Here is a 13,528-nt window from a genome sequence, read left to right on the forward strand (position 1 = left end):
GCGTCTGGTGTTTACGGCGTGTTTCGCTACCGAAGCAGAAGTAAGACCTGGCAGAGGTACGTCAGCTGATCCAGGGCAGGCGCAGCGCTTTGAGGCGGTCCCCGGCGACGCAGCCCTCGGCTGGCACCACCATCACCCCGCCGGCCGAGGCCAGCCCACGGAGCATCCCCGAGCGCTGATGCGTTGCGGCGACGGCCCGACCATCCTGCAGTTTGTAGGGCACGAGCCGGCTGCGGCCGGGGAGCTCGTCGAAGTCCTCCCCCACGGTGGTCTCCTCGGTCTCGGGGAACGGTGCGCCCCGCAGCCCGGCGAGGAGGGGACCAACCACGGTGAACATGGCCATCATGGCCGCCAGCGGGTTGCCGGGAAGACCCACCAGGAACCGACCATCCTGCAGCCGCGCCAGCAGGGTCGGGTGACCAGGGCGCATCGCGATGCCATCAATGATGAACTCCGCCTCAAGCGTTTCCAGTGCGCGCCGGATGTGGTCGGCCGAGGAACTGCCAGTCCCACCGGTGGTGATCAGCACATCGCCGGAGGCCCGGGCGAGGGAGAGCTCGTCGAGGGCCTCAGCGCTGATGGCGGCGACGACGTCGTCGAGATCGTCCTTGGCCCGGCCGGAGGTGTCCACGTGTCCACCCATCAGCTGCACCAGCCCAGGCAGTTGCGGGCCGAAGGTGTCGCGCACCTGTCCCGGTTCGGGGAGGCCCGCTTCGATCACCTCATCGCCGGTGAGGAGGAGGGAGACGCGGGGGGCACGCAGCACGGGAAGGTTATCGTACCCACAGACTGCTGCCAGGGCGATCTGGGCGGGGTTGAGCGTCACATTCGCCGGAATGGTCAGGCTACCCTCGGGCGCTTCCTCACCTGCCGGGCGGATGTGCTCCTGGGGTCGGGGCTCGTCGGGCCGGGCGGAATCATTGCGGTCCAGCACGTCCCCGCGCACCATCCCGTGCTCGGTGCGAAGGATTCCGGTCGCGCCGTCGGGAACCACACCGCCCGTGAGGATGAAGGTCGCTTCTCCGGGCGCCAAGGGACCTGCCCCGGAGTCCCGGTGCGGGGCGGGGCGCTGCCACGGGTGTTCTTCCTTGGGTGCGTGACTGACCAGTTGCCAGGGTGGGGCGCCGTTGACCGCCCAGCCGTCCATCGCTGAGGAGGCGTAGTGCGGGATGGCCTGCAGCGCGGTGACCGGTTCCGCCAGTGTCTGGCCGAGCGCCTCGGACAAGGGAACCGTCTGGTGTGCCAGCGGACTGCCGGCGTGGAAGGCGGCCCGTCGGGCCTGCTCCCAGTCAAGGTTACGGCCACCCGGCGGCGCAACCAAGGGGGTCTCGGCCTGGTTCGCGGCGGTCTCCGCTGTCGGTGATTCGCTCACGGGGCGTCCGTCGCTGCAGGGCTTGCCTCTTGGGGCGGGCATTGACGCCGGGCCGCCTCGATGGCCGACTCCATGGCCACCGCCTCGGTGGCCTGCTGGCTGGCCACCGCGAGACCGGCCGCGTAGCCGGCGATGAAGGTGGTCAGGGGTGCTGCGGGGCGCACGATCGAATGGGCTGCATCCCCGGCGAGGGAGAGAATGGCATCGATGTCGATGGTTGTCCCCTCCAGTTCGAAGGCCTCGATAAGTTGGGCGCTCCACTCCTGGAGGATCTGATCCTGCTTTTTCATCGCTGCTCCTGCGGTCTAGGTCGGTGTGGCTGAGACACCGAGGGTTTGGGCGTCAGCCCAGGTGTCGACGTCGGCGGTGCTTCCCGGCGGAACGTCGATTGCTCTCCATTGCACCCTAGCAAGGAGTGCCTTCATCGATAGATTCTGGGCGCCGCCGCTCCGGTGGACCGCCGCCACCGCGTCACGGAGGGAATCCATTCGGTACAGCGCGGCCAGCGGCTGGTCCCGCCCGCCGTCGCGGGCCATGTACGAAGACTCGGCGTCGCCGGCCGCGGCCGCCAGCAGGGCAGGAATGGCCTGGTCGACCCGGGGCATGTCGCAGGCCATGACCAGAAGCCACGGTGCGTCGTCGTCACCCAAGTGGTCGACGGCGGCAGCCAGTGCGGCGGCGGGCCCACCAAAGGGCGGCGACTCTCGGACAAACTCACGGAGCAGCTGTCCGTCGGCGGGCGTTGTGGTTGCGCCGTCCGAGCCAAGTCCACCGGCCAGCGAATGTTCCTCGGGTCCCACTACCACCACCCGGCGCGCGTCTGCTACGGCGAGACAGGTGAGGTCGAGCAAGCTCCGCCCATCGCGTTCCAGGCGGGCCTTCGGTGTGCCTCCCAGGCGGGACGAGCGCCCCCCAGACAGCACAACGGCGTTGAAGACAACGGGTGACTGAGCACTCAAGCGGCGGTCTCCGAGCGGAGGAAAGCGCTCCACTGTGGGGCAGGCTTCTCAATCTCGCGAAGCTGCCAGGGGTTCCCGCGGGGCGGCTGCGGGGTCATCCGGAGCTGCCAGCCGAGCGAGGCGAGGGTTTTGTCGCCCTTGTCGTTGTTGCACCGCAGACAGCAGGCCACCAGGTTCTCCCAGCTCGAGTCCCCGCCGCGGGACCGGGGGAAGACGTGGTCGATGGTGGCGGCGGCTTTGCCGCAATAGGCGCACAGGTGGTTGTCACGCCGCAGGACACCCCGCCGGGTAGCAACAAGGGTGTGCCGGTAGGGAATTTTCACGTACCGGTTCAGCAGGATGACCGAGGGCCGACCGAGGATTTCGTTGGGTCCGATCACCGGTTCCTCCCCCTCCGCGACGACACTTGCCTTGCCCGCGAGCACAAGGACCAGCGCCCGGCGGAAGGTCACTACCGCCAGTGGCTCATATCCAGCATTCAGAACGAGAGTGCGCATGCACATTCCTCTTTGCCGAGAATTGCCCGCGTCCCTGTGGTCCGGGGAAACAGGACTACAACTGACTTATTTTATGTAAGGGTAGTTCGGCTGGCACCCGGTTTGCCAATTCTCACCGCTGGTGGCCGCCCGTGTCGTGCGTGTCGTACCTCTGGAGTGACGGCCCCAGACGCAGAAAGGACCCGGGGATCGAAATCCTCCGGGTCCTTTCTGGTGGTTCGTGGTGGGTTAGCCGCCGACGCGGATGTAGACCGGGCCGGAACCGAGATCGGCGGGGGCGACTACCGTCTGGTTGCCGTTGAATCCACCGTGGACGGCCTTGCCGCCGCCGATGTAGACGGCGATGTGGGCAACGCCAGCGCCACCGTCTGCGTAGTAGATGAGGTCGCCGGGGATGGCCTCGCCGCCGCTGACCGTGCGGCCCAGGGAAAGGTATCCGGCTGGCCAGCCGTGGAAGTTGATGCCTGCGGCTGCAAGGGCGTTGCTCACAAGGCGGGTGCAGTCCTGGGTGACACCGAGCTGGCCCTGGGCTGCGGCAGCAATGGTGGCGGCCACGCCTGAGGATACGGCGGGGGTCTTCTTGGCGGCTGGAGCCTTGGGAGCCGGTGCGGCTGGGGCTGCTGGGGCTGGGGCTGCTGGGGCTGGGGCTGCTGGGGCTGGGGCTGCTGGGGCTGGGGCTGCTGGGGCTGCTGGAGTGACTGCGGCTGCCGGAGCTGCCGGAACGACTACGGCAGGTGCTGCTGGCGCGACTGGTTCTGCTGCGACCGCTGGGGCTACAGTTACCGGCTCGGAGACAGCGGGCTCCGTGGCGACGGGCTCTGCTGCCGGTGCCTCGACGGGGGTTTCTTCGATCTCGGCAACCGTTTCGGCCTGAACCTTGACTGCCGGGGCTTTGACTACCGCGGGGGCTGCGACAGCCTTGACCGCTGTGCGGTTGAAGGCGATCTCGGCGTCTGCCGGAGCTTCGACAACTGCCGGTGCCGCCTGGATTTCCAGAGTGGAGGCGATGGTGGCTCGCTCGTTAGCCTGGGGGGAGAGATCAGCGGCGTTGGCTGATACTCCGCCGGTCAGTACCAGGCCGGTTGCTGCCGCGAGGACTGCGGCCTGACGACCGACCGAACCAGCGTTGGAGGACACGGCATCTGAGATGGCGGTCAAGGGGTTGGTGCGGACGGCACGGTGGCGGCCCAGAGCAGAGTTACATGACACGTTCGATTGCCTCTCCCAATTGCCTGCGAGGTGAGCTGTCGGATTCGGATGGGAGTCACCCGGCCGCGCGGTTCCTTTTCGGAATGGCACGACTTAACCCCAGGATTTCTTGCGAAACCCACTAATGTGGTTCCCCCGCCTCTGCCATGCGAATTGTGCGAACGGATCTCGGGCAGTGGCAGAGCTAGGCGATCTGCTCGAGAGTGACCAACCTAGAAGAATTGGGCACGAGATCGACGGTACATCAGATCAAACCTAATGTCACATTCCGGTCACGGAATGGTATGGAGATGGTTACGGCCATCACATCGGTCCTTCACAGCTACCGGCTTCTAGATGATGAGGTTCACTCGAAAGATATTCGTTCGTTACCCCAAAGGAGGGCAACTTGTCTGGACCATCCGCGGTTCAGAGCCACGCGGCTGCCCTTCGGCGCTAGCCGGCGGCTGGGGAAACAGACACGAACACGTGGGCTGCCACCTCGTGTGGGAGCTCCAGCGCACCCTCGATACCGTCCACTCGGACCGAGACGTAGTCCCCGACCGACTGCACAGAGATGGCAGTTCCGGGACGCAATCCACCCTCGTCCAGTTGGGAAAGCAGCTCCGGGTCCACCTGGATGGGTTCCGCAAGCCGGACCAGGGTAATCACAGATCCGGCCGGGGAAGTGCCGATCACCGATGAAAGGCTGCGCACCCCAACCGAGAACCCTTCGGCGGGCGGGCCGCCCAACGCTTCCAGCCCGGGGATGGGGTTGCCGTAGGGAGACTCGGTCGGCTTGCCGAGCAGCTCGTAGAGGCGTTGCTCAACCCGTTCGCTCATGACGTGCTCCCAGCGGCAGGCTTCCTCGTGGACGTAGGCCCAGTCGAGGCCGATCACATCCGACAGCAGCCGTTCAGCAAGGCGGTGCTTCCGCATTACACCGATCGCGCGGCGCCGTCCCAGGTCAGTGAATTCGAGGTGACGGTCGCCGGACACCACCACCAGTCCGTCGCGCTCCATCCGTCCGATGGTCTGCGAGACGGTGGGGCCTGAATGGCGGAGGCGTTCAGCGATCCGGGCGCGGAGGGCAACAATGTTCTCCTCCTCCAGTTCCAGGATGGTCCGCAGATACATCTCAGTGGTATCGATGAGGTCCGTCATGCGGTTCAGCTCCTAGGCACTGGTGCGGGATGGAACAGCGGGCGGCTTTCGCGGTGCAAGCGCGGCGCCTGATGCCAGCGCCGAACACAAGTTCTACGCCTCCCAAGGTTAACCCATTTCCTGCTGGCCACGGCAATTGGCTGCCCTACGAGGGGCGCGGCGTAGGGCTGTTCATAATTGCGGGGGCTAGGCCGCCGTGCGGCAGAATGTATCCCGACGACGTCCCGCGCCAACCGCTTGGAGAGACCATGAGCATTTCCCCGGACCAAAAGATCCCCGCGGGGCTCCTCCCCGCCGACGGGCGCTTTGGTGCTGGCCCGTCGAAGGTTCGCGACGCCCAGTTGGAGGCGTTGACGCAGGCTGGCCGAACGCTGCTGGGAACCTCCCACCGTCAGGCACCGGTGCGGAACCTTGTCGGTTCCGTCCGCGAGGGCCTCAGCCAGCTGTTTTCTGCGCCGGCCGGCTATGAAGTGGTCCTGGGCGTCGGCGGGTCGACCGCTTTCTGGGACGTAGCGTCCTTCGGGCTGGTGCAGGACAAGGCCCAGCATCTGTCGTTCGGGGAATTCGGTTCCAAGTTCGCGTCCGCGACCAACCGGGCGCCCTTCCTGCAGGCGTCCTCGGTCATCACCTCCCCTCCCGGGACGCGCCCCACCCCCGAGGCTGAGGGGGGCGTCGACGTCTACGCCTGGCCGCAGAACGAAACCTCCACCGGCGTTGCCGCGCCGGTCCACCGGGTGGACGGCGCCGCACCCGACGCGCTGGTCCTCATTGACGCCACCTCGGCGGCCGGTGGCCTCGATGTCGACGTCAGCGCCTCCGATGTCTACTACTTTGCCCCGCAGAAAAACTTCGCGTCCGACGGCGGACTCTGGCTGGGCCTGTTTTCCCCCGCCGCGCTGGAACGCGCTGAGCGAATCGCCGCCACGGACCGTTGGATTCCCGACTTCCTGAGCCTCAAGACCGCCATCGACAATTCGCTGCTGAACCAGACCTACAACACTCCCGCCCTGGCCACCCTGGTCACGCTGAACGCCCAGGTCGAATGGTTGAACCAGAGCGGCGGGCTGGGGTTCGCTGCCGCCCGCACGGCCGACTCGGCGGGCAGGATCTATGAGTGGGCTGAGGCGTCCGACGTCGCCACCCCCTTCGTGGCCCGCCCGGAGGACCGCTCCAACGTCATTACGACCATCGACTTCGACGAATCCATCGACGCCGCACTGGTGGCGAAGGTGCTGCGCGCCAACGGAATTGTCGACGTCGAGCCCTACCGGAAGCTGGGCCGCAACCAACTGCGTATCGCGACGTTCGTCTCGATTGAGCCGGACGACGTGTCGGCGCTGCTGGCGTGCATCGACTTCGTGATCGGGCAGGCTTCGTAACCGGGAGGAACCGTCCTGTCAGGGGTCGGTGGCCGGCTTCCCGAAGTCGGTCTCAATCCGGAACCGTCGCCGCGGGGCGGATTCGTACCGCAGCCTGAGGTGGTGGGCGCGCCAGGCCCAGATCATCCCGGCCATTGCCGCGATAATACCTGCGGCTGCGGCGACGGCGAGGCTCCAGCGTGGCCCGAACGCGTTGGAGACCAGACCGACGATCGGTGCACCAATTGGGGTGCCACCCAGGAAAATAGCGAAGTACAGCGCCATCACCCGACCCCTCATCACCTGCTCGGTGGTGGTCTGGACATAGGCGTTGGCACTGGTCATCAGGGTGAGGGCGAACAGGCCAACCAGGACCAGCGTGATCCCGAAGAGCCAGACGGTGGGGGCCAACGCGGCGGCCCCGCACGCCACCCCGAAGGCGGCCGCCGCGCCGTAGATGTACCTCAGGCGCGGCTTGCTGCGCCGGGCGGAGAGCAGTGCGCCGGCCACCGATCCGACGGCCATCACCGATGACAGCACACCAAACACGCCGGCGCCGCTGTTGAACTCGGTGCGGGCCATCGCCGCGATGTAGATTGCGAAATTCAGCCCGAAGGTCCCGACGATGAAGATCGCGAGCATCACCATCATCAGGTCCGGGCGGTTGCGCACATAGCGGAAACCCTCACGGATCCGGCCCTTGCCGGGCGGTGATTTCTCCAGGACCCGCAGCTCGGAGCGCCTGATGGTCATGAGGACGAAGATCATGGCGCCGAAGGTCAGAGCGTTGATCATGAAGACCCAGCCGGCGCCGACCGCCACCGTCAGCAGTCCCGCCACCGCCGGGCCAACCATCCGGGCACCGTTGAAGGATGCACTGTTCAGGGCCACCGCGTTGGGCAGGTAGTCGTCCCGGACCAGTTCGGAGACGAAGGTCTGGCGAGCCGGGGCATCAACGGCCGAGACGAAACCAAGCGCCAGGGCAAACGCGTACACGTGCCACAGCTCGGCGACCCCGAGGATCACCATCAGACCCAGACCGACCCCGAGTGCAGCCATTGAGAGCTGCGTGAGGATCAGCAGTTTGCGCCGGTCGACGGAGTCGGCGATCAATCCGGCCCAGGGTGCGATGAATAGCTGGGGGCCCAGTTGGAGGGCCATCACGATGCCCATGGCCGCAGCGTCCTGGTCGGTGAGGATGTCGTACACCAGCCAGTCCTGGGCGGTGCGCTGCATCCAGGTCCCGATATTGGAGACCAGCGCGCCGATGAACCAGACCCGGTAGTTGTGGATATGCAGCGAACGGAACATCCCCATCAGGTGACTTCCGCTCGGCGCACTCCACGTCTACCGTGAGTCAACTGGTTATTCGCCTCCGGGTGCCGCGTCGGAGGGTGCTGCGTCGGAGGGTGTTTCGTCGGAGGAGGGTGTTTCGCCGCTGGCAGGCTTTTCCCTGGCGGATACTTCCCGGGAGTTGGGCCCACTGGACGAGGCGTCGGTGGACGAATCTTCGCCGGCGGAACTTTCACCGGGAGTGTCTTCGCCAGCGGTGTCTTGTCCAGCGGAGTCTTCGGGGCGCACCCGTTCGGCCCAAGGAACCCAGGGTGGGGAGAGGAGAGAGGTTTCCGACGGCAGGAGTCCCACCTCGGAAATGGTCGGTTCCTTGCCGCGGGGCACCCGCGCCAGGGTGGCGAACCAGTGCCAGCCGCCGTAGCCGGGCAGGTGTGCGACGAAACGGTGGGTGACCACCCGTTCGGCGTCGGGATAGGAACCCACGTGGTCGCCGACCTGCCCGGGTTCGGCTACCTGCAGCACGCCGTTCCGTGCGAACTCCACGGCGTCGGCCAGCACCGAGTCGGGTTTCGACGGTTTGCGCGGTGCCCTGCGCTTTGGCGGGACGGCGGCGGTCCCGGCAACACCGGGGTCAGCGTCGGGGGACGCGCTGGCGTCCGGGTGGGCGACAATCTCAAGGTCGGAGTCCATGGAGGTCTACGCGTCCAGGTCGTCGGCAACGGCGCGCAGCACCGCTGCCACCTTGCCGGCGTGCGACTTGTCCGGGTATCGGCCGCGGCGCAGCCCGTTGGAGACGTCGTCGAGCAGCCTGATGAGGTCTTCGGTAATGACTGCCATGTCATCGGCGCTCTTGCGGGACGCCTTCGCCACTGATGGCGGCGCCTCAAGGATGCGCGCGGACAGGGCCTGCAGCCCCTTGCGGCCGTCGGCGACGCCGAACTCCAGCTTGGTGCCCACCTTCACCTCGGTCACACCGGCCGGCAGCGCCGAGGCATGGAGGAAGACCTCCTGGCCGTCGTCGGTAGCCAGGAAACCAAAACCCTTTTCAGCGTCAAACCACTTGACCTTGCCAATAGGCACGTCGTTACCTCGTTCTTTAGGTTCTGCGTCGGACGCTGCGATTACCGTGCCGATCCCCTGGTAAGGATTCGGTGCCTAAGGTTCTGCGGCGGGTCAGCGTCTCGTCGGGAAAGTCTCTATCCTCCAGAATATCCCCTACACCGGGGTGCTCTGTGAAGGGGACACACTGTGTACGCTGTTAGCGTTATGTCAAATACTTCCCCCAGCCCCACCCCTGACCACGGTTCCCGCGAACCCGCACCGGGTAAGCCCCGACTGGTGCTGATGGTGGCAGCAGTGCTACTGGCCGCTGTCGGCCTTCTCTGCCTGACGGCTGTGCTGGTCACCGCCTTCCTGCAGGGCGAAGTCTGGCCGGGCTTCATGGCCGGGGCCTACTTCTTTCTTCCGATCGCTTTCGTCCTCATGATGGGCCTGGTGATTTCGGGCGTCCGGGCCCGACGGCGGCTCTAGCCCTTTCAGCCGGCCCCTCGACCGTCAGCCCTTCGAGGGAGGGCCCGCCGCAGGTAGACGGGGTAACGTTGTCATAATGTCCGCTATCCGCGATTTGGCCTCCGATTTGGCTGCACGGAGCGACGCCCAGCTCCGTGACCTTCTCGCAGCGCGCCCGGATCTGATCCTTCCCTCGGTGCCCGACTTCGCGGCGCTTGCTGCCAGGGCATCCACCCGGGTCAGCGTCCAGCGGGCACTGGAAAACCTCACCGAACCCGAACTCGACGTTCTGACGGTCGTGCAGCTGACCACCCACGGCGACATCGGGCAGAGCACCACCGCCGCCTGGTTGCGCACGGAAATCAGCGGGGCCACGGTGAAGGTGCTGGACGGCCTGCTCGCCCACCTGCATGCTCTCGCCCTGGTCCGCCGAACCCCGACACCCGCAGACGCCTCCGATGCGGACCGGAACCGCCGGTTCTACCTGCCGGTGCAATCACTCGGCGAGGCGCTGGGCCCCTACCCCGCCGGGCTCGGTCGCGAGCTGCAGCAGCTGGCCCGGCTCCTGCCCAGTTACGCCCAGCGGCTTCCGGCCGCCGTCGAGCTGCTGCGAGGCCTGGGCCTCGAGATTCCCGCCGCCGGCACCACCGACGACGCCGCGGCGGTCGTGCAGCGCGCAGTATCCTCCCCCGCCAGCTGGGAAGCCCTCCTGGCGACGGCACCTGAGCGGACCGACGAACTCCTCGGCAGGCTTAGCACCTCGGCGGTGGGCACCTCACCGGCCGCCACCGGCGACGATTCCTCGCCTATCCAATGGTTGATCCGGCACGGGCTGCTGGCCCGGCTGGACGCGAGCCACGTGGAACTGCCGCGCGTGGTGGGCCATGCCGCGCGCGGGCATGTGATCGTCGGGCGCCTTCGGCCTGACCCGCCGAGCCCGGATCTGGGTGCCATTCGCACCAGCCTTCGGGATAACGCGGCGCACGGCGCCGTCGCCGAGACCCTCCGCCTGGTCACCGAGCTGGTGGCCGTCGTCGACGAGCATCCCATCACCACCCTGCGGTCCGGCGGAGTGGGGGTCAGGGAGATCCGGCGCGTCGCCGATGCCCTGCGGGTGGACACTGACCAGACCTCCTGGCTGGTGGAGCTCGGCGCCATTGCGGGTCTGTTGAACCTCGACGTGGACACCTCCCGTTGGCGGGTCGAACCGAAGATGCCCTGGCTCACCCAGGACCGGGTGGAGCAATGGCAGCTGCTGGTGGCAGCGTGGCAGGACGCGCAGCGTGCACCGGCCCTCGTCGGATCCCAGCTGACCGCCGGCACCACCATCAACGCACTGGCCGCCGAGGCGGGCCGGCCGGATGCACCCCACATCAGGTCCCGGATGCTGACCGTGCTGGCGGCGCTGAGCACCGCTGCCGGGAGTGAGCCCGGCGCCAGTGGGCGGGCGCCGGTCCTCACCGAGAGCGCGGTGGTCGAGCGGCTCACCTGGAGCCAGCCCCGGTTGCAGCGGCGCTTTGCCCGCCTCGTCCCGGGCATGATGGCCGAGGCAACACGGCTGGGCCTCCTCGGATCCGGCGCGCTCACCGAACTGGGTGCACTGACCGCGGAGGGGAGGCTCGACGACGCCGCCGCCGTCCTGCGCTCGGCCCTTCCCGCGCCGTTGCGGCACTTCATGCTCCAGGCCGACCTGACCGCCGTCGCCCCCGGCTACCTGGAACCGGAGGTCACAGCCGAGCTGGCGCTCCTCTCGACCCCCGAGGGGCAGGGGCCGGCCAGCATCTACCGGTTCTCGGCTGACTCCCTGCGGCGGGCCTTCGACGCCGGACAGGACGCCTCGTCCATTCTGGCGTTCCTGGCCCGACACTCGGCCACTGACGTCCCCCAGCCGCTGAAGTATCTGGTGGATGACACCGCGTCCAGGTACGGCAGGCTTCGAGTGGGGCGGGCCCACAGCTACGTCCGTAGCGACGACGACGCCGCACTGTCGGCGCTCCTCATCGATCCGAGGGCGGCCGCCCTGGGCCTGGTGCAGCTCGCGCCCACGGTGGTCGTGTCGCAGGCATCCGGCCCCGAACTCGCGGCGGTCCTCCGCGACCTCGGTTACGCTCCCGCACTCGAGGGGGCACCCCTGCAGCCCCCAGCCGGGCGGTCCACCTCGGCGGGCGGCTCGGGGTCGCCGTCGTCGTCGCGGGTGACCCTGAACCCGTGGACGCTCTCCACAGAGGACATCGCGCAACAGATCGAGGTGCTGCGCGGTGCCGGCACTTCGCCGGCCAGCGGGATGACCACTGCCGAGAGCGATACCCTGCTGGGGCTGGAAACCCTCCGCAAGGCCATCCGGCTGCGCAGCCCGGTACGGCTCGGCTTTGCCGACAGCCAGGGGAATTCCACCCGCCAGATCCTTGTTCCACTATCGGTGTCCGGCGGCAGGGTGCGGGTCATCGACCCGGACAACGAGGTGGAGAAAGTTGTCTCGATCCATCGGATCATGGACGTTGAATTATTGACACTCGATGAAGGGGCAGCAACCGATGCCTGACGGTCCACTGATTGTCCAGAGCGACAAAACCATCCTGCTTGAGGTGGACCACGAACAGTCCACCGAGGCGCGGCATGCGATTGCTGCCTTCGCCGAGCTGGAGCGTGCCCCGGAACATGTCCACAGCTACCGGCTGACGCCGTTGGGTCTGTGGAACGCGCGGGCAGCCGGCCTGGATGCCGAACACGTGCTCGACACCCTCCTGAAGTACTCCCGGTTCCCGGTGCCGCACGCCTTGCTCGTCGACATCGAGGAGACCATGTCGCGGTACGGCCGGCTGCGGCTGGAGAAGGACGACCAGCACGGGCTGGTCCTACGCACCAACGACTACCCGGTGCTTGAAGAGGTGCTGCATGCCAAGAAGATCCAGCCCCTGCTGGGCCCGCGGATTGACGGCGAGACCGTGGTGGTGCACTCCTCCCAGCGCGGGCAGCTCAAACAGCTGCTTCTGAAGCTGGGCTGGCCAGCCGAGGATTTCGCCGGCTACGTGGACGGCACCCCCCACCCCATCGCCCTGCTGGAAGACGGTTGGACGCTGCGCCCGTACCAGAAGCTGGCGATGGAGAACTTCTGGGCGGGCGGCTCCGGCGTCGTCGTCCTGCCCTGCGGTGCGGGGAAAACGCTGGTGGGCGCGGCGGCGATGGCCACCTCCCAGACCACTACCCTGATCCTGGTGACCAATACGGTATCCGCCCGGCAATGGAAGGATGAGCTGCTGAAGCGCACCTCCCTCACCGAGGACGAGATCGGAGAGTATTCGGGTGCCGTCAAGGAGATCCGTCCGGTCACCATCGCCACCTACCAGGTGCTCACCCTCCGTCGCGGCGGCCTGTACCCGCATCTGGAACTGCTCGATGCCAACGACTGGGGTCTGATCGTCTACGACGAGGTGCATCTGCTGCCCGCCCCCATCTTCCGGATGACCGCCGACCTGCAGGCGCGGCGCCGGCTTGGCCTGACCGCCACCCTGGTGCGCGAGGACGGCAGGGAAGGCGAAGTGTTCTCGCTGATCGGACCCAAACGCTATGACGCGCCGTGGAAGGACATCGAGGCGCAGGGGTACATTGCCCCCGCGGACTGCGTCGAGGTGCGGGTGGACCTGCCACGGGACGAACGGGTGGCCTACGCGATGGCCGAGGACGGCGACAAGTACCGTCTCTGTGCGACGTCGGAAACCAAGACCGGCGTCGTCGAAAAGCTCGTCGCAGCTCATCAGGGCGAGCAGCTGCTGGTGATCGGGCAGTACATCGACCAGCTGGATGAGCTCGGTGAGCGTCTGAATGCACCGGTCATCAAGGGCGACACCTCGGTGAAGGAACGGCAGCGACTCTTCGGTGAATTCCGGAACGGGGAAATCCACACGCTGGTGGTCTCCAAGGTTGCGAACTTCTCCATTGACCTACCCGAGGCGTCGGTTGCCATTCAGGTGTCAGGGTCGTTTGGTTCCCGCCAGGAGGAGGCCCAGCGGCTGGGGCGCCTGTTGCGTCCCAAGGCCGACGGCCGGGCGGCCCGGTTCTACACGGTGGTGGCACGCGACACGATCGACCAGGATTTTGCGGCCAAGCGCCAGCGTTTCCTGGCCGAGCAGGGCTACGCGTACCGGATCATGGATGCGACCGATATTCCTCAGGGCTGACATACGGGAA

General features: G+C 67.1%; 13 protein-coding genes and 1 riboswitch. Of the genes, 4 read left to right on the forward strand and 9 right to left on the reverse strand.

The features are described from left to right. Window positions 1-61: 61 nt before the first annotated feature. From IWX64_RS04900 to IWX64_RS04925, 6 genes are all read right to left on the reverse strand, one after another. Window positions 62-1,372 carry a molybdopterin molybdotransferase MoeA gene (locus IWX64_RS04900; protein WP_196866032.1) on the reverse strand — a complete coding sequence of 437 codons (1,311 nt, stop codon included), beginning with the start codon at window positions 1,370-1,372 and terminating at the stop codon, window positions 62-64. Beyond that, a complete protein-coding gene (locus IWX64_RS04905; RefSeq protein WP_196866033.1) occupies window positions 1,369-1,662 on the reverse strand; it encodes a DUF6457 domain-containing protein in 294 nt (97 codons plus the stop codon). The genes IWX64_RS04900 and IWX64_RS04905 overlap by 4 nt, the downstream gene beginning before the upstream one ends. A gap of 15 nt (window positions 1,663-1,677) precedes the next feature. Continuing rightward, a complete protein-coding gene (gene mobA / locus IWX64_RS04910) occupies window positions 1,678-2,331 on the reverse strand; it encodes a molybdenum cofactor guanylyltransferase (RefSeq protein WP_196866034.1) in 654 nt (217 codons plus the stop codon). Continuing rightward, a complete protein-coding gene (locus IWX64_RS04915; protein WP_196866035.1) occupies window positions 2,328-2,828 on the reverse strand; it encodes an HNH endonuclease in 501 nt (166 codons plus the stop codon). The genes mobA and IWX64_RS04915 overlap by 4 nt, the downstream gene beginning before the upstream one ends. A gap of 228 nt (window positions 2,829-3,056) precedes the next feature. Further along, window positions 3,057-4,037: an NlpC/P60 family protein gene (locus tag IWX64_RS04920; protein ID WP_196866036.1), complete on the reverse strand. Its 981-nt coding sequence runs from the start codon at window positions 4,035-4,037 to the stop codon at window positions 3,057-3,059. 5 nt (window positions 4,038-4,042) lie between these two features. Beyond that, a riboswitch (cyclic di-AMP (ydaO/yuaA leader) is annotated at window positions 4,043-4,207 on the reverse strand. Window positions 4,208-4,472: 265 nt separating this feature from the next. After that, on the reverse strand, window positions 4,473-5,180 hold the full coding sequence (locus IWX64_RS04925; protein WP_196866037.1) for a metal-dependent transcriptional regulator: 708 nt from the start codon (window positions 5,178-5,180) through the stop codon (window positions 4,473-4,475). A 248-nt stretch (window positions 5,181-5,428) separates the two neighbouring features. Here IWX64_RS04925 and serC point away from each other — a divergent pair, with 248 nt between their 5' ends. Then, the gene (serC, locus tag IWX64_RS04930; protein WP_196866038.1) at window positions 5,429-6,559 is read left to right on the forward strand and encodes a phosphoserine transaminase; all 1,131 of its coding nucleotides are present in this window, start codon (window positions 5,429-5,431) and stop codon (window positions 6,557-6,559) included. Between the two features lie 18 nt (window positions 6,560-6,577). Here the strand turns inward: serC and IWX64_RS04935 are convergent, their stop codons facing one another. Genes IWX64_RS04935 through IWX64_RS04945 form a run of 3 tightly spaced genes read right to left on the reverse strand, consistent with a single transcriptional unit; the run spans window position 6,578 to window position 8,911 of the window. Further along, window positions 6,578-7,855 carry an MFS transporter gene (locus IWX64_RS04935; RefSeq protein ID WP_196866039.1) on the reverse strand — a complete coding sequence of 426 codons (1,278 nt, stop codon included), beginning with the start codon at window positions 7,853-7,855 and terminating at the stop codon, window positions 6,578-6,580. Between the two features lie 48 nt (window positions 7,856-7,903). Beyond that, complete coding sequence (locus tag IWX64_RS04940) at window positions 7,904-8,521, reverse strand: DUF3027 domain-containing protein (RefSeq protein WP_196866040.1); 618 nt, start codon at window positions 8,519-8,521, stop codon at window positions 7,904-7,906. Between the two features lie 6 nt (window positions 8,522-8,527). Further along, window positions 8,528-8,911 (reverse strand): cold-shock protein, encoded by a 384-nt coding sequence (locus IWX64_RS04945; protein WP_196866041.1) that lies wholly within the window; start codon window positions 8,909-8,911, stop codon window positions 8,528-8,530. Between the two features lie 186 nt (window positions 8,912-9,097). On the opposite strand from IWX64_RS04945, the gene IWX64_RS04950 reads away from it, so the two are divergent. From IWX64_RS04950 to IWX64_RS04960, 3 genes are all read left to right on the forward strand, one after another. Beyond that, window positions 9,098-9,361, forward strand: coding sequence for a hypothetical protein (locus tag IWX64_RS04950; protein ID WP_196866042.1), 264 nt, complete (start codon window positions 9,098-9,100; stop codon window positions 9,359-9,361). A 76-nt stretch (window positions 9,362-9,437) separates the two neighbouring features. Beyond that, window positions 9,438-11,882: a helicase-associated domain-containing protein gene (locus tag IWX64_RS04955; RefSeq protein ID WP_196866043.1), complete on the forward strand. Its 2,445-nt coding sequence runs from the start codon at window positions 9,438-9,440 to the stop codon at window positions 11,880-11,882. Next, the gene (locus tag IWX64_RS04960; RefSeq protein WP_196866044.1) at window positions 11,875-13,518 is read left to right on the forward strand and encodes a DNA repair helicase XPB; all 1,644 of its coding nucleotides are present in this window, start codon (window positions 11,875-11,877) and stop codon (window positions 13,516-13,518) included. Before IWX64_RS04955 ends, IWX64_RS04960 begins: the two co-directional genes overlap by 8 nt. Window positions 13,519-13,528 lie beyond the last annotated feature (10 nt).

Source organism: Arthrobacter sp. CAN_A212 (genome assembly GCF_015752345.1).
Lineage (GTDB): Bacteria > Actinomycetota > Actinomycetes > Actinomycetales > Micrococcaceae > Arthrobacter_D.